Source organism: Pseudomonas sp. P179, assembly GCF_000478485.2.
In the GTDB taxonomy this organism is placed as follows: domain Bacteria; phylum Pseudomonadota; class Gammaproteobacteria; order Pseudomonadales; family Pseudomonadaceae; genus Pseudomonas; species Pseudomonas aeruginosa.
In genome coordinates this window covers 4394515-4410294 of the sequence record NZ_KI517354.1, presented here as the reverse complement: position 1 = coordinate 4410294, position 15780 = coordinate 4394515, and the positions used below count along the sequence as shown (strand labels likewise).

16 protein-coding genes are annotated in these 15780 nt (G+C 65.0%); 4 read left to right on the top strand and 12 right to left on the bottom strand.

Annotated features, from left to right (window positions below; translation table 11 throughout):
- Position 1: 1 nt before the first annotated feature.
- Together ribF and murJ are read right to left on the bottom strand one after the other, a co-directional pair.
- Positions 2-940 carry a bifunctional riboflavin kinase/FAD synthetase gene (gene ribF, locus HMPREF1224_RS32650; RefSeq protein ID WP_003102619.1) on the bottom strand — a complete coding sequence of 313 codons (939 nt, stop codon included), beginning with the start codon at positions 938-940 and terminating at the stop codon, positions 2-4.
- Positions 941-1036: 96 nt separating this feature from the next.
- Positions 1037-2575 carry a murein biosynthesis integral membrane protein MurJ gene (gene murJ, locus HMPREF1224_RS32645; protein ID WP_003102622.1) on the bottom strand — a complete coding sequence of 513 codons (1539 nt, stop codon included), beginning with the start codon at positions 2573-2575 and terminating at the stop codon, positions 1037-1039.
- Between the two features lie 282 nt (positions 2576-2857).
- Between murJ and rpsT the strand changes: the two genes are divergently transcribed.
- Positions 2858-3133 carry a 30S ribosomal protein S20 gene (gene rpsT, locus HMPREF1224_RS32640; RefSeq protein ID WP_003094744.1) on the top strand — a complete coding sequence of 92 codons (276 nt, stop codon included), beginning with the start codon at positions 2858-2860 and terminating at the stop codon, positions 3131-3133.
- A 66-nt stretch (positions 3134-3199) separates the two neighbouring features.
- On the opposite strand, the gene HMPREF1224_RS32635 is transcribed toward rpsT, so the two are convergent.
- From HMPREF1224_RS32635 to rplU, 5 genes are all read right to left on the bottom strand, one after another.
- Positions 3200-3664, bottom strand: a complete 465-nt coding sequence (locus tag HMPREF1224_RS32635; RefSeq protein WP_003094746.1) for a CreA family protein — start codon at positions 3662-3664, stop codon at positions 3200-3202.
- Positions 3665-3675: 11 nt separating this feature from the next.
- Entirely contained in the window at positions 3676-4794 is a 1119-nt protein-coding gene (gene proB / locus HMPREF1224_RS32630; protein WP_003094756.1) for a glutamate 5-kinase, read from the bottom strand.
- Between the two features lie 70 nt (positions 4795-4864).
- The gene (gene cgtA / locus HMPREF1224_RS32625; RefSeq protein ID WP_003094758.1) at positions 4865-6085 is read right to left on the bottom strand and encodes an Obg family GTPase CgtA; all 1221 of its coding nucleotides are present in this window, start codon (positions 6083-6085) and stop codon (positions 4865-4867) included.
- A 141-nt stretch (positions 6086-6226) separates the two neighbouring features.
- Entirely contained in the window at positions 6227-6484 is a 258-nt protein-coding gene (gene rpmA, locus HMPREF1224_RS32620; RefSeq protein ID WP_003094760.1) for a 50S ribosomal protein L27, read from the bottom strand.
- Positions 6485-6507: 23 nt separating this feature from the next.
- A complete protein-coding gene (gene rplU, locus HMPREF1224_RS32615; RefSeq protein WP_003094761.1) occupies positions 6508-6819 on the bottom strand; it encodes a 50S ribosomal protein L21 in 312 nt (103 codons plus the stop codon).
- Positions 6820-7059: 240 nt separating this feature from the next.
- Here rplU and HMPREF1224_RS32610 point away from each other — a divergent pair, with 240 nt between their 5' ends.
- The 3 genes from HMPREF1224_RS32610 to HMPREF1224_RS32600 all read left to right on the top strand — a co-directional run bounded on the left by HMPREF1224_RS32610 (position 7060) and on the right by HMPREF1224_RS32600 (position 10760).
- Positions 7060-8028 (top strand): polyprenyl synthetase family protein, encoded by a 969-nt coding sequence (locus tag HMPREF1224_RS32610; RefSeq protein ID WP_003094763.1) that lies wholly within the window; start codon positions 7060-7062, stop codon positions 8026-8028.
- A gap of 137 nt (positions 8029-8165) precedes the next feature.
- Positions 8166-8390 carry a PA4570 family protein gene (locus HMPREF1224_RS32605; protein ID WP_003094765.1) on the top strand — a complete coding sequence of 75 codons (225 nt, stop codon included), beginning with the start codon at positions 8166-8168 and terminating at the stop codon, positions 8388-8390.
- Positions 8391-8732: 342 nt separating this feature from the next.
- Positions 8733-10760 (top strand): c-type cytochrome, encoded by a 2028-nt coding sequence (locus tag HMPREF1224_RS32600; protein WP_010793784.1) that lies wholly within the window; start codon positions 8733-8735, stop codon positions 10758-10760.
- A gap of 69 nt (positions 10761-10829) precedes the next feature.
- On the opposite strand, the gene HMPREF1224_RS32595 is transcribed toward HMPREF1224_RS32600, so the two are convergent.
- From HMPREF1224_RS32595 to HMPREF1224_RS32575, 5 genes are all read right to left on the bottom strand, one after another.
- Entirely contained in the window at positions 10830-11447 is a 618-nt protein-coding gene (locus HMPREF1224_RS32595) for a BamJ family beta-barrel-assembly machinery protein (protein ID WP_003094769.1), read from the bottom strand.
- Positions 11448-11531: 84 nt separating this feature from the next.
- Complete coding sequence (locus tag HMPREF1224_RS32590; RefSeq protein ID WP_003161426.1) at positions 11532-11837, bottom strand: DUF6482 family protein; 306 nt, start codon at positions 11835-11837, stop codon at positions 11532-11534.
- A gap of 256 nt (positions 11838-12093) precedes the next feature.
- Positions 12094-12582, bottom strand: coding sequence for a TIGR00645 family protein (locus HMPREF1224_RS32585; protein WP_003094773.1), 489 nt, complete (start codon positions 12580-12582; stop codon positions 12094-12096).
- A gap of 173 nt (positions 12583-12755) precedes the next feature.
- The gene (locus HMPREF1224_RS32580; protein WP_003094775.1) at positions 12756-13097 is read right to left on the bottom strand and encodes a PA4575 family protein; all 342 of its coding nucleotides are present in this window, start codon (positions 13095-13097) and stop codon (positions 12756-12758) included.
- 150 nt (positions 13098-13247) lie between these two features.
- Positions 13248-15701 (bottom strand): Lon protease family protein, encoded by a 2454-nt coding sequence (locus HMPREF1224_RS32575; RefSeq protein ID WP_010793783.1) that lies wholly within the window; start codon positions 15699-15701, stop codon positions 13248-13250.
- Positions 15702-15780: the final 79 nt, after the last annotated feature.

Here is a 15780-nt window from a genome sequence, read left to right as displayed (position 1 = left end):
TTCAATCAAGCGGTTGGCCCAGCCAGTAGGCCCGGGCGGCGGCGATATCCGCGAGAATCGCCGCCTTGAGTGCCTCCAGGGAGGCAAAACGCTGCTCGTCGCGCAGCTTCTGGTGGAAGGTCACCTGCAGATGCCGGCCGTATAGATCGCCGGCGAAATCGAGCAGGTGCACTTCCAGATGGGGACGGCCGTCGCCGTTCACCGAAGGGCGGGTGCCGATGTTCGCCACCCCCTGGCAACGCTGGCCATCGACCAGCGTACTGACCAGGTAGACCCCGTTCAACGGCGCCTTGCGCCGTTTCAGTTGAATGTTGGCCGTGGGCGAGCCCAGTTGCCGGCCGAGTTTCTGTCCATGCAGGACCCGTCCGCTCAGGCTGAAGGGACGCCCCAGAAGGCGCTCGGCGAGATGCAGGTCGCCCTCGGCCAGGGCCTGGCGGACCCGCGTGCTGCTCACCCGCACACCGTCCAGTTCGACGGTGGTGGCCGCCTCGACGGTGAACCCCTGCTCGCGACTGGCGTTCACCAGGAAGGCGAAGTCACCGGAGCGGTCGCAGCCGAAACGGAAATCGTCGCCCACTTCAAGATGCCGCACCGCCAGTCCATCGACCAGGACCTGGCGGACGAACTCGGCTGCCGACAGCTCGCGCAAGCGGCGGTTGAAGGCCAGGCAGAGCACCACGTCGACGCCCTGCCCACGCAGCAACTCGAGTTTCTCGCGCAGGCGGGTCAGGCGCACCGGCGCCGAATCGGGGGAGAAGAACTCGCGCGGCTGCGGCTCGAAAATCACCACGCAGCTGGGTACGCCCAGCTCCAGCGAGCGCTCGCGCAGACGCGCCAGGATAGCCTGGTGCCCGAGGTGGACGCCGTCGAAGTTACCGATGGTGGCGACGCAGCCCCCGGCCAGGGGCTGCAGGTTGTGTAGTCCGCGAAGCAGCTGCATAGCACGCTTATTGCTCAGAAAGTGGTCGATTATACGCGTACCGGGCGCCGGACAACAGGCAAAACGGCATGATCCCGCCGCCAGCCCGGACGCGCTTCACAGCACCGCCCGGCGGGAAAAGTCGCGCAGGCGGAAACCCAGCAGCGCGAGCATACCGAAATAGGCCAGGAGACCGGCAACCACCAGCAGGCCGAGGCGCAGGAATCGCTCCAGCATGGCGCCCTGCTCCCAGGCCGGCAGCCAGTGCATCGTGGCCAGCAGCACCGCCGACATCGCCAGCACCGCGACCACCAGCTTGACCAGGAACTTCGCCCAGCCCGGTTGCGGCAGGTACAGACGCTGCTTGCGCAGTTGCCAGTAGAGCAGGCCGGCATTCAGGCAGGCGGCCAGGCCGATGGACAGGGCCAGGCCGGCATGCTGAAGCGGGCCGATGAAGGCCAGGTTCATCAGTTGGGTGGAAACCAGGGTGAAGAGCGCGATCTTCACTGGCGTACGGATGTTCTGCTGGGCATAGAAGCCCGGCGCCAGAACCTTGACCAGGATGATGCCGAGCAGGCCGACGGAGTAGGCGACCAGCGCGCGCTGGGTCATCGCCGCGTCCACCGTGGTGAACTTGCCGTACTGGAACAGCGAGACGGTCAGAGGTTCGGCGAGGATCGCCAGGGCCAGCGAACACGGCAGCACCAGCAGGAAGCACAGGCGCAGGCCCCAGTCGAGCAGGCGCGAGTACTCATGGCGATCCTTGTTCGAATAGGTCTTCGCCAGCATCGGCAGGAGGATCGTCCCCAGCGCCACGCCCAATACGCCGGAAGGCAGCTCCATGAGGCGGTCGGCGTAGTACATCCAGGACACCGAACCGGCTGCCAGGAACGAGGCGAAGATGGTGTTGATGATCAGCGAGATCTGGCTCACCGAGACCCCCAGGATCGCCGGCAGCATCAGCTTCATCACCCGCCAGACGCCGCTGTCCCTGAGGTTCAGGCGCGGCAGCACGAGCATGCCGATCTTCCTCAGGTGCGGCAGTTGATAGAGGAGCTGCAACAGGCCGCCGGCCAGCACCGCCCAGCCCAGCACCATGACCGGCGGATCGAAATAAGGCGTGAGGAACAGCGCGAAGCCGATCATTGCGACGTTCAGCAGGGTCGGCACGAAGGCCGGCACCGAGAAGCGGTTCCAGGTGTTGAGGATCGCGCCGGCCAGGGACGACAGCGAGATCAGCAATATATAAGGAAAGGTCACCCGCAGCAGGTCGGTGGTCAGGGCGAACTTTTCCGGGGTATCGGCGAAGCCCGGCGCGGTGACCCAGATAACCCAGGGCGCGGCGAGGATGCCGAGCGCCGTGACCAGCGCCAGCACCAGCGTGAGCAAGCCGGAAACGTAGGCGATGAAGGTCCGCGTCGCCTCCTCGCCCTGCTGGTTCTTGTACTCTGCCAGGATCGGCACGAAAGCCTGGGAAAACGCCCCCTCGGCGAAGATCCGCCGCAACAGGTTGGGCAGCTTGAAGGCGACGAAAAAGGCGTCGGTGGCGAGGCCGGCACCGAAGATCCGCGCCAGGATGGTATCGCGGACGAAGCCGAGGACCCGCGACAGCATGGTGATGGAACTCACCGCCGCCAATGATTTGAGAAGATTCATGGATGTCGGGCTGCCGGCATGTCGAAATTGATCCTGTCCAAGACCGCGACCGGCCGGGCCGGTTCATCGCGCGAGTGCGCCCTCGCCGCCGAACGGCGGTCCGCGAGGGCGCGCCGAGTGTAGAATGCGCGCCGGAATAAATCACCCGCAAGAAAGCAGGCGACATCCGTCGCCGATCTTTCCGGCCGCATGCGCAGCCCCTTGACAACCCCTGGAGGCGACGGCATTATTCGCGGCCTTAATTTGTTCGCTATTTACCCAGTTTTTTCGAGGAGCTCGACGGTGGCCAACACACCTTCCGCCAAAAAACGCGCCAAACAGGCTGAGAAGCGTCGCAGCCACAACGCCAGCCTGCGCTCCATGGTGCGCACCTACATCAAGAACGTCGTGAAAGCCATCGACGCCAAGGACCTGGAAAAAGCCCAGGCCGCCTTCACCGCCGCTGTACCGGTGATCGACCGCATGGCTGACAAAGGCATCATCCACAAGAACAAGGCTGCTCGTCATAAGAGCCGTCTGAGCGGCCACATCAAGGCCCTCAGCACCGCTGCCGCCTAAGGCACGCCTTGCTCGAATAAAAAACCGGCCAATGGCCGGTTTTTTATTGCCAGCGACTCGCTCGCTTCAGCGAGCGGTCGGCCATGGCATGAGAGGAATCGCCGTCACCGCGTTCTGCGGACTACCTTCGATCACCCGGTCGCTGTAGACCAGATAGACCAAGGCATTGCGCTTGCGATCGAAGAAGCGCACCACCTGCATGCTTTTGAACACCAGCGAAGTGCGCTGCTTGAACACCTCTTCGCCATCCTTGAGTTCGCCACTGAACTGGATCGGCCCCACCTGGCGACAGGCGATCGACGCCTCGGCGCGATCCTCCGCCAGCCCCAGGCCGCCCTTGACCCCACCGGTCTTGGCGCGCGACAGATAGCAGGTCACGCCCTGCACCTTGGGATCGTCGAAAGCCTCGACGACAATCTTGTCGTTCGGCCCGACCCACTTGAACACCGTGGAAACCTCGCCGATCTCCTCCGCCCCGGCAAGCGCCGGCAACAGCAGCAGACCACCCAGCAACCCCGCGAGCTTGCGCATTCGCCCTCTCCTCAGACCAGAACCAGATTGTCGCGATGCACCAGCTCCGGCCCATCCACGTAGCCGAGCAAGGCCTCGATGGCATCCGTCGGCTGACCGAGGATCTTCTGCGCCTCCAGCGCACTGTAGTTGACCAGGCCGCGCGCCACTTCGCGCCCGCCCTGGTCCACACAGACCACCATCTCGCCGCGACGGAAGCTGCCCTGGACCGCCTTGACCCCAACCGGCAACAGGCTCTTGTGATCCTGGCTCACCGCCTTCACCGCCCCATCGTCCAGCACCAGGGTGCCGCGCATCTGCAAGTGGCCGGCCAGCCATTGCTTGCGCGCCGCCTTGCGACTGCGATCAGGGGTCAACAGGGTGCCGAGGCGTTCGCCGGCGCGCAGGCGGTCGAGGACACGCTCGATACGCCCGCCGACGATCACCGTATGCCCGCCGGAACGCGCCGCCAGGCGCGCCGCCCGCAGCTTGGTCTGCATTCCGCCGCGCCCCAGGGCGCCGGCACTGCCGCCGGCCACCGCATCGAGCTGCGGATCATCGGCACGCGCCTCGTAGATCAGTTGGGCATCGGGATTGTTGCGCGGATCGGCGTCGAACATCCCGTCGCGATCGGTAAGGATCACCAGCAGGTCGGCCTCGACCAGGTTGGCCACCAGTGCCGCCAGGGTGTCGTTGTCGCCGAAGCGGATCTCGTCGGTGACCACCGTGTCGTTCTCGTTGATCACCGGGACCACGCCCAGCTCGACCAGGGTCCGCAGGGTGCTGCGGGCGTTCAGGTAGCGCTTGCGGTCGGAGAGGTCGTCATGGGTCAGCAACACCTGGGCGGTCTGCAGGCCATGCAGGGCGAAGCTGGACTCCCAGGCCTGCACCAACCCCATTTGCCCCACCGAGGCGGCGGCCTGGAGTTCGTGCATCGCGCTAGGTCGGGACACCCAGCCCAGGCGGCTCATACCGGCGGCGACGGCGCCGGACGACACCAGCACCAGCTCGATGCCGGCGCAATGCAGCGCCACCATCTGCTCGACCCAAACGGCCATGGCATTGCGATCCAGCCCACGGCCATCGGCCGTCAGCAGGGCGCTACCGATCTTCACCACCCAGCGCCGCGCGCCAGTCACCTTGTCCCGCATACCCTCAACCTTAGAAGCCCAGGCTTCGACTCTTCAGCCCCGCCGGCCCGCCCGGCGGGGTATCACGCCATCAGGGAACGTAGAAGATCTCCGGACCGTCGCCGTCGTCTTCCTCATCATCGAAATCATCGTCATCCACCGCACCGGCGTTCTTCAGACCCGAACGCCGCAGCGCGCGCGCATCGTCCAGGGCCTGCAGACGGGCCCGCGCCTCGTCCTCGATACGTCGGTCGAGTTCGGCCAGTTCCTCGGCATACTGCGGATCTTCTTCCAGGCGCAGGGTACGCTCGTCGAGATAGCGCATGATGTCCTGGCTGAGCGCCTCGGTGCCATCGCGCTCCAGGGCGGAGATCACATAGACCGGGCCTTCCCAGCCCAACCGCTCGATCACCGCCTGCTTGCGCGCCTCGCGCTCGGCCGGATCGAGGATCTGGTCCATCTTGTTCAGCACCAGCCAGCGCTCGCGCTCGGTCAGCGCCGGACTGAAGCGACCCAGCTCGCGAACGATGACCTCGGCGGCATCGGCCGGATCGCTTTCGTCCAGCGGCGCCATGTCCACCAGATGCAGAAGGATGCGGGTCCGCGCCAGATGCTTGAGGAAGCGAATGCCCAGCCCGGCGCCTTCGGCGGCACCTTCGATCAGGCCGGGAATGTCGGCGACCACGAAGCTCTTGTAGCGACCGACACTGACCACGCCGAGGTTCGGCACCAGGGTGGTGAACGGATAGTCGGCCACCTTCGGCTTGGCCGCGGACACTGCGCGGATGAAAGTGCTCTTGCCGGCATTCGGCAGTCCCAGCAGGCCGACGTCGGCCAGCACCTTCAGCTCCAGCTTGAGGTCGCGCGCCTCACCCGGCTTGCCCGGGGTGGTCTGGCGCGGCGCCCGATTGGTACTGGATTTGAAACGAGTGTTACCGAGGCCGTGCCAGCCGCCCTGAGCGACCATCAGCCGCTGACCGGGCTCGGTCAGGTCGCCGATGATTTCCTGGGTATTGGCGTCGATCACGGTGGTACCGACCGGCACCGGCAGGATCAGGTCGTCGCCCTTGGCCCCGGTGCAGTCCTTGCTGCCGCCGTTCTCGCCGCGCTGGGCATCGAAACGGCGGGTGTAGCGATAGTCGACCAGGGTGTTCAGGTTGACGTCGGCTTCCAGGTAGATGGAACCGCCGTCGCCACCGTCGCCGCCGTTGGGACCGCCCTTTTCGATGAACTTCTCGCGACGAAAGCTCATGAGGCCATTGCCGCCGTCACCGGCTTTCACGTGGATTGATACTTCATCGACGAATTTCATGGATATGCCTCCCACCACGAGGGCGGGTTAACAGAAAAAAACATAGGATACAGGATGCCCCGAAAGCAGGGCATGGCCGGAAGCCGGCGCAGAAACAAAAAAGCCCCGTCGCTAGACAGGGCTTTTTCAGCGAGCTATTGCTTAGGCAGCAACGATGCTCACGTATTTGCGACCAAAGGCGCCTTTGGTCTCAAACTTGACCACGCCGTCCACTTTCGCGAACAGGGTGTGGTCCTTGCCCAGGCCAACGCCGTAACCGGCGTGGAATTTGGTGCCGCGCTGACGAACCAGGATGTTGCCAGCCTTTACAGCCTGGCCGCCGAACAGTTTCACGCCAAGGCGTTTACTTTCTGAGTCGCGGCCGTTGCGGGTAGAACCGCCAGCTTTTTTGTGTGCCATGAGTCATATCCTCCAGAAAGGAATTAGGCCTGAATGCCGGTGATCTTGATTTCAGTGAACCACTGGCGGTGGCCCTGACGCTTCATGTGGTGCTTACGACGGCGGAACTTGATGATGCGGACCTTGTCGTGACGGCCGTGGGAAACCACTTCAGCGGTAACCTTCGCACCTTCGACGACCGGCAGGCCGATTTTCACGTCTTCGCCATTGGCAACCAGCAGGACGCGGTCGAAATCGATCGCTTCGCCGGTAGCGACGTCGAGTTTCTCGACCTTGAGGAATTCGCCTTCGGTGACTTTGTGCTGCTTGCCACCGGTAACAATCACTGCGTACATGTGTATCTCCGTTAAACCTGCTCACCCGACGCTTTATAGAAGTAGGAATCGGCCGGCATGGCTGCATGGGGTCGGATCGGACGCCCGTGCAATTGCGTAAGGCAGGGTATGCCAAGGAAGTTCAGGGCCCGCGATTGTACGGAAAGGTCCAGGCCGAGGCAAGTGCCACGGGCCTTTCCTTGACAGTCCCCCCCCTGCCACCTAGCATGCCGCGCAATCTTTGTGGAGCTATTGTCACTGATGCAACCCCAGGCCTTCTACCGCGTGGTGGCGGAAGATTTCACCGCCGTCGACGGGATCATCCGTCGCCAACTCACCTCCCGCGTTCCCCTGGTGGAAAAGATCGGCGACTACATCATCTCCGCCGGCGGCAAGCGCCTGCGCCCGCTGCTGGTCCTGCTCGCCGGCAAGACCCTGGGCTACAAGGGCGACGACCTCTGCCTGCTGGCCGCCACCATCGAATTCCTGCACACCTCCACTCTGCTGCACGACGACGTGGTCGACGCCTCCGGCCTGCGCCGCGGCCGCTCCACCGCCAATGCCCTGTGGGGCAACGCGCCGAGCGTGCTGGTAGGCGACTTCCTTTATGCCCGCTCCTTCGAAATGATGGTCGAGCTGGGTTCCATGCCGGTCATGCGCATCATATCCCAGGCCACCCGGGTGATCGCCGAGGGCGAAGTGCTGCAATTGTCCAAGGTACGCGACGCCAGCACTACCGAAGAGACCTACATGGAAGTGATCCGCGGCAAGACCGCGATGCTTTTCGAGGCCTCGACCCACAGCGCCGCCGCGCTGTGCCAGGCCGGCGAGGAACAGTCCGAGGCACTGCGCCGCTTCGGCGACTACCTGGGAATCGCCTTCCAGTTGGTGGACGACCTGCTCGACTACCGCGGCGACGCCGCGACCCTCGGCAAGAACGTCGGCGACGACCTCGCCGAAGGCAAGCCCACCCTGCCGCTGATCGTCACCATGCGCGACGGCACCGAGGAACAGGCCGCGCTGGTACGCAAAGCCATCCAGCAAGGTGGCAGCCAGGACCTGGAGAGCGTCTGTGCCGCCGTCGAGGCAGCCGGCGCCCTGGACTATACCGCCAACCTCGCCCGCGACTACGCCGCCCGCGCCATCGCCTGCCTGGATACGCTGCCGGACAACGAATACCGCTCCGCCCTGGTCGAACTCAGCGAATTCGCTGTCGCCCGAACCCACTGAACCGGGCTCGACTTGTGACGAACGCCGCCGTTTTCACGGCGGCGTTTTCGTTTTGCGACGAAAGGCACGATCAAGACTTGCTATTACGATAATAAGAATTATTCTCATCTCACAGTCTTGTCACGGAGATGAGCGCCATGACTTATTTGATCGATGCCTGGCTTGATCGGCCACACCCCTACCTGCGGATCCTGCACCGGGAAACCGGGGAAATCTGCGCAGTCCTGGAAGAAGACGCGCTGGACGAACTGCGTGACCAGGGCGGCCTTGACCTGCACGAGTTGAACTCGAGCGAACCGCTGATCCTCAAGGAGCTGGTACGCAACCTGTTCCTCTTCTGCTACGCCCGCGCCCTGCGCTGAGCCTTTGCGATGACGCCAGGACGCGTCATCCGTGCGCCGCTGCCCGGGAGGCGGATCGCACGAACGGAGGCAAAGGCGCCTCCGGCCGGTTCCGGGAAGGTCACGGACGACCTTCCCGGAGTCACTTTCCTCATGTCCCGGTCTTTCCGCAACGCCTCGCCCGAGCACGCCGGCAGCCCCTCGCCGCGATAGGGATTCCTGCCTGATCCACATCAAGCCGACCTCGCCTGAAAGCCGTTACAACAGCGGCGTGACCGTCGTCCTGCCGACGGCCGCATAACGAAAAAAAGAATGGACCGTGGCCGAGGGGACCGCCCCAGGCCTACGCCTAAGGATGAGGAAATGCCTGCTTCTTTCCCGCGCCTCGGCTTGCTCGGCGCACTGTGCTCCATCGTTCCCCTGCTCCATGCCAGCGAACCGACCACGGACGCTGCGCTCATCGAAAAAGGCCGCTACGTGGCCCAGCTCGGCGACTGCATCGCCTGCCATACCGGCCCGCAGGGCGCGCCGATGGCCGGCGGCCTGGAGCTGAAGACGCCAATGGGTACCATCTACTCGACCAACATCACTCCCGACCGGGAGACCGGCATCGGCCGCTACAGCTTCGAAGAGTTCGACCGCGCCATGCGCAAGGGGGTGACCGCCGAGGGAGTGAATCTCTATCCGGCGATGCCCTACCCGTCCTACGCCAAGATCAGCGAAGAAGACATGCGTGCGCTGTACGCCTACCTGATGCACGGCGTGCAACCCGTCACCCAGGCGAATACGCCGAGCGCGATGAGCTGGCCGTTCAACCAGCGCTGGGGCCTGTCGCTGTGGAACTGGGCGTTCCTCGACGACGCGCCGTTCACCCCCTCCAGCGACGCGGACCCGGTGATCAACCGCGGCGCCTACCTGGTACAGGGGCTCGGCCACTGCGGCGCCTGCCATACTCCGCGCGGCATCGCCTTCCAGGAAAAAGCCATGAGCGAAGCCGGTCGTTCCGGGCAGTTCTACCTCGCCGGAGAAACCGTCGAACAATGGCAAGCCCTGAGCCTGCGCAACCTGTGGACGGTGGAGGACACCGTGCAGTTGCTGAAGACCGGGCAGAACCGCTTCGCCACGGTGTCCGGCAGCATGACCGATGTCATCCACCACAGCACCCAGCACTTCAGCGACGACGATCTGCTGGCCATCGCCAGCTACCTGAAGTCCCTGCCGGCCGGCAAGGACGACCTGCCCATGCCCGACAGCGAACGCCCACTGGCAGCACCGGTCGACCTGTACAGCTCGCGGGGCGGTCTCGGCTACGCGCAGTTCTGCTCCGACTGCCACCGCAAGGACGGCAGCGGCGTCCCGGGCATGTTCCCGCCGCTGGCCGGCAACCCCACGGTCGCTTCGGCCAACCCGAGCACGCTACTGCATATCACCCTTACCGGTTGGAAAACCGCGCAGACCGCAACCCACTCGCGGGTCTACACCATGCCCGGCTTCGCCCAGCTGGAAGACCGCGAAATCGCCGAGATCCTCAGCTTCGTCCGCAGCAGTTGGGGCAACCAGGGTTCGTCGATCGATGCCGGCCAGGTGAAGAAACTGCGCCAGCGGATCGAGGCCGGCAACGGCCCGGCCACGACCTTCGTCTCTCCACGCCTGGCGGACATGCTCGCGGCGCCGAACGCCGAACAGGTGGTACGCGGCATGCGCCTGCACCTGGAGACCCGCAAGCTGCTGCCGGCGAACGTCGGCAACCAGTTGAACTGCACCAGTTGCCACCTGAACGCCGGAACCGTAGCCGACGGCTCGCCCTTCGTCGGCGTCTCGGCGTTCTTCCCCAGCTACGCGCCCCGGGCGGGCAAGGTCATCGGCCTGGAGGAACGCATCAACGGCTGCTTCCGGCGCTCGATGAACGGTAAGCCTCTGCCGCCGGACTCTGCCGACATGCAGGCGATGGTGGCCTACTTCGACTGGATGAAGAACAACACCCGGCCGCAGGACAAGGTCGCCGGCCGCGGCGTCGGCAAGGTCGACCCGGCGCTGAAGCCCGACCCGGAGAACGGCCGCAAGGTCTACGCCCGACAATGCGCGGTGTGTCATGGCGAGAATGGCGAGGGGCTGAGGAACAGTGCCGGCGAGATGCTCTTCCCACCGCTGTGGGGCGACGAGTCGTTCAATATCGGCGCCGGCATGGCGCGGACCTTCACCGCTGCCGCCTTCGTCAAGCACAACATGCCGATCGGCTTCCAGGAACGCTTCCCGCTCGGCCAGGGCGGCCTCAGCGACCAGGACGCAGTGGACGTCGCGGAGTACTTTTCGCACCAGCCGCGCCCGGACTTCCCGGACAAGATCAAGGACTGGCCGAAGGACAAGCGTCCGCTGGATGCCCGCTACTGATGCCGCCATGAAAAACGCCCCGTCGATGCGTCGACGGGGCGTTTCGCTCCTTCCTGGGGCCGATGCGCCTCAGAGGATTTCCAGCAGTTCGACGTCGAACACCAGCACGCTGTGCGGGGGAATGCTGCCGACGGCCTGGCCGCCATAGGCCAGTTCGCTCGGTACGTGCAGGCGCCACTTGGAGCCGGCGTTCATCAGTTGCAGCGCTTCGACCCAGCCGGCGATCACGCCGCCCACCGGGAACTCGGCCGGCTGGCCACGCTGGTAGGAGCTGTCGAATACGGTGCCGTCGATCAGGGTGCCGTGGTAGTGGGTGCGCACGGTATCCTCGCGGGAAGGCTTGGCGCCCTCGCCAGTGCTCAGCACTTCGAACTGCAGGCCCGAGGGCAGCACGGTCACGCCTTCGCGCTTGGCGTTCTCGGCCAGGTAGGCGCGGCCTTCGCCAGCGGCGGCTTCGGCCTTGGCCTGGGCTTCGGCCTGCATGCGCTCGCGGATCACCTGGAAGCTGGCCGACAGCGCCTCGCCGGAAACCCGGCTGTCGATACCTGCGAACGCATCGGACAGGCCGGCCAGGACTGCGTCCAGGGTCATGCCCGGAACCGGATTCTCGCGCAGTTGGTCGCCCAGTTGACGGCCGATGCCGTAGCTGACACGGGCTTCGTCAGTGGTCAGGTTGAGTTCGCTCATGGCGCTGCTCCGCTGTGGGGTCGAAAAAGGGCGGCCAGCCTAGCACAGAAGGCCCTTCCCCCCTACCGGCGCAGCCGCTTGTGCTCAACCCTGGCGGATCGACAGCGGCAGCCCGCCGATAAACGAACCCGACTCGGCCAGGAGTCCACACATCTCGTCATCGACATCGGCGCACACCAACTCCACCGGAACCCTGTTCAGCCCGCGCAGTACCTGGCGCGCATGCTCCACGGAGCGCAGGCTGACCGGCTGGCCGAGATCGTCCTCCACCGGATAGGCGCGGTCGCCCATCTGCGCCTCCAGGACATAGATGCCGCCCTCCAGCGACACCAGGTGCAAGGCGTCGATATGTCCGGCCTGGACCCGGCCGGCGAGATCCTGCATGTTCATCGCGAACCTCTCGAGGTTGCGCAGGCAGCGGAAGCCTCCAGGTTTCCGCCAACCGCCTCGGTCCCGACAGCGCCGGCCCGATTCCCGGCATCGTCCGGCCGGCAGGCCCCGACGATGCGAAGGACGCCCGCTCCCGGCGTCCGCCCGATATCACAGGAAAGTCTTGCCCAGGCGGCAGGCAACGCAAGCCGGAAACGCCGCCGCCCGTCCGTTTTACAACGGCCGGGCGGCGCGAGCGAAACACTGGAGAGGGTCGTCAGTGACGGGTCTGCTTATCCAGGTAGCCCATGGCGAACGCCGAGAGCACGAAGGTCATGTGGATGATCACATACCACATCAGCTTGTTGTCCGGCACATTCTTCGCGTCCATGAAGATGCGCAACAGGTGGATCGAAGAGATCGCCACGATGGAGGCGGCCACCTTGTTCTTCAGCGAGCCGGAATCCATCTTGCCCAGCCAGCTGAGCTTTTCCTTGCCTTCGTCGATGTCCAGTTGCGAAACGAAGTTCTCGTAGCCGGAGATCATCACCATGACCAACAGGCCGCCAACCAGAGCCATGTCGATCAGTGAGAGCAGGACCAGGATCAGGTCGGCCTCGGCCATCGCGAAGATGTTCGGGATGACGTGGAATATTTCTTGGAAGAACTTGATGGTCAACGCCAGCAGCGCCAGCGACAGGCCCATGTAGATGGGAGCCAGCAGCCAGCGCGAGGCGTACATGGCGTTTTCGAAAAAGCGTTCCATGGTCTCTTGTGTGTATGTGCAGGGGAAAATGGGGCGGCGAGTATAACGCAGCGGCCGGCGGTTTTTATCCAGAAAATCTGTGGATAAATATGTGCACCGAGCCGGGATGGATCCCGCCAGCGATGATGGCACGGGGCCTCGGCCGGATTGCTCAGGCTTTGCCCAGGCGCCGCTCAGGATTCCGGGCGAAACAGGTAGTCGCCGACATGCGGCCGTCGTTCGCCATTGAGTCGGCGCAGTTCGCCCTGCAGGTGCAGGCGCCAGATCGGCGGGTCGACGGCTTCGATATAGCCTTGCTGGGCCAGGCAGTCGGCAATCGCCTGCAACACCCCTTCGGCCACCAGCGGTCCGTGGAAGGGGCCCTGGGCCTTGATCGCCGAAGGCTGGGAGCCGGACATGCCGGCGGCGCAAAGCAGGGTCCAGAGTCCGTTCTCTCCGGCCAGCGGCCTGACCACGCATTCGATTCGCGTGGTCAGCCCCAGACAAGGGCGGATGAGGCAGAGGTTACGCGGCATGGCGGCATCCTCACGGGGGTTCCCAGTTTTGAGCCTACACCTGCCGCCAGGTTCCGCATAGCGCCGGCGGGAACTTGTCCACAGGGCTGAAACGCACGAGGGCGGGGCTTTCCAGCCCCGCCCTCGACAGGTTCCGACAGCGCGCCAGGCTCAGTCCTTCTTCGCCGCGGCCTTGTCCTTCGCCACGACGGTCTCTTTCTCCGCCGGCTTGTCCTTTTCCTTGTCGTCCTCTTCCATGCCGAGTTCGGATATCTCCTGCAAGCGCGCCACGACCAGATCGTTCACGCTGCCTTTCGGGAAGCGTCCCTTCTCGTCCTGGGCACCGAACGGCTTGCCCACCAGCAGCGCCAGCGCCTCGTCCACCTCGCGCACCGCGTAGACGTGGAACTGCCCGGCGCGCACCGCCTGCAACACGCGCTCGTCGAGCATCAGGGTAGTGACGTTGGCGCGCGGGATGATCACACCCTGTTCGCCGGTCAGGCCGCGCGCTTCGCAGAGGCGGAAGAAGCCCTCGATCTTCTCGTTGACGCCGCCGACCGCCTGCACCTCGCCGAACTGGTTGATCGAGCCGGTAATGGCGAAGCACTGCTTCAAGGGCGTCCGCGACAGCGCCGAGATCAGCGTGCAGACCTCGCCCAGCGAGGCGCTGTCGCCGTCCACGTAGCCGTAGGATTGTTCCAGGGCGATGCTGGCGGAGATTTCCAGGGGGAACTCCTGGGCGTAGCGGCTACCCAGGTAGCCGGTAAGGATCATCACGCCCTTGGAGTGGATCGGCTGGCCGAGGTTGACTTCGCGCTCGATATCGACGATGCCGCTGCTGCCCGGATAGACGGTCGCGGAAATCCGCGCCGGCACGCCGAACACCGAGTCGCCCACCTCCAGCACGGTCAGTCCGTTGCACTTGCCGACCGCGGCGCCAGCGGTGTCGATCAGGATGATCCCCGCCAGCATGTCGTCGAGGATCCGCGCCGACACTCGTCCGGTGCGGGTCTGCTTGGCCTTGAGGGCACGCTCGATGTGGCCGAGCTGGATCACCTCCTCGTTCGCCAGCTGACGGATGAAATCGGCTTCGCTGACCAACTGGAACAGGTCGCCGATCCGTGCCGAAAGCCGCCCCTGGTGCTCGGCCAGGCGCGCGCTGTAGGTCGCCAGTCGCGCCACCGCCGCGCCGCTGAGGGGCGCCATGCCCTCTTCCGAGGTGCGCGTCTTGAGCAACTGGGCGAACTGTTCGAGGCTGTCCTCGCCCAGCGGGATGTCCTCGTCGAAGTCCACCAGCACCCGGAACATCTCCTGGAAGTCCGGGTCGAGGTCCTGCAGGGTGTAGTAGATCTGCCGCGAGCCGATGATGATCACCTTCAGTTGCAGCGGGATCACCTGGGGGGTCAGGGAGACCGCAGCCAGGCGGCCGAGTTCGGCCAGCGGCGACTCCATCTTCAACTGGCGCGACTGCAGGGCACGCTTGAGCGCGTCCCAGACGAACGGCTCGCCAAGCATCTTTTCCGCTTCCAGGATCAGGAAGCCGCCGTTGGCCCGGTGCAGCGCCCCCGGACGCAACTGCCGGTAGCTGGTGTAGAGCGCCCCCTGGTCCGAGCTGTACTCGATGCGGCCGAACAGGTTGTCGTAGGTCGGGTGCGACTCGAACACCACCGGCGCGCCGCTGGTCGCGTGGTGGACGATGGCCTGGTTCGGCGCGTACTGCTCGATCAGCCCTTGCTTGCGCTGGGCGTCGGTGCGGCTGTCGTCGACCAGTTGGTCGACCACGGTCTTCAGCAGGTTCAGTTGCATCGCCTGCAGGTAGGCGCAGACGCCCGGGTTGTTGTTGTACTTCTCCACCAGAGGCGCCAGCAGGGGCTGCAGGGCCAGGGTGATGGTTTCCTCGTTGAGCTCGCGCAACTGGTTGCTCGACTCGCGCTTCCACTGCGGCAGGCTCGCCAGTTCCTCGTTGAGGTACTCCTCGAGGGCGGCGATATCCTTGTGGAAACGCTCGCGCTCGGCTTCGGGCAACTGGGCGAATTCGGCCTCATCGAGGGCCTTGCCGTCCTTCATCGGGGTGAAGGCGACGTTGGCGCTGTCGCGGTACAGCGCCACGTCCTTCTCCAGGGCGCGCCGCTCCACCGAGTCCAGGGCGCGGTCGTAGCGCTGGTTGAAAGCGCGGTCGACGGCGTTCTTCTTCTGCTGGTAGGCCGGATGCTCGAAGACCGCCGGGAAGGTCGACATCAGGTTGTCGATCAGACGGTCGATGTCGGCGCTGAATTCGGTCGCGCTGCCCGGCGGCAGCTCGATCACCCGAGGTTCGCGCGGCTCGTCGAAATTGTTCAGGTAGACCCAGTCGGAGGGCGTGGCGACGCGCTTGCCCTCGGCTTGCAGATAGCGTTTGACGAAGGAGAAGCGTCCGGTCCCCGGCTCGCCCATGACGAATACGTTGTAACCCGGACGCGGCATCGCCACACCGAACTGCAGCGCCTCGACCGCACGCTCCTGGCCCAGCACGCCGCGGAAGGGCTCCAGGTCATCGGTGGTGTCGAAGGCGAATTGCTCGGGAGCGAACGGGCGGGTCAGTTCTTCTGGCGCCAGGCGCAGGCCGGCAGCGACGGAATCGGGCATCGGGAATCCTTGCATCGGGCGGCAGATCGCCGCGGGGTGTCGTCGCCCGCATTCTCCCCCCAGCCTCGCGCCACTGACA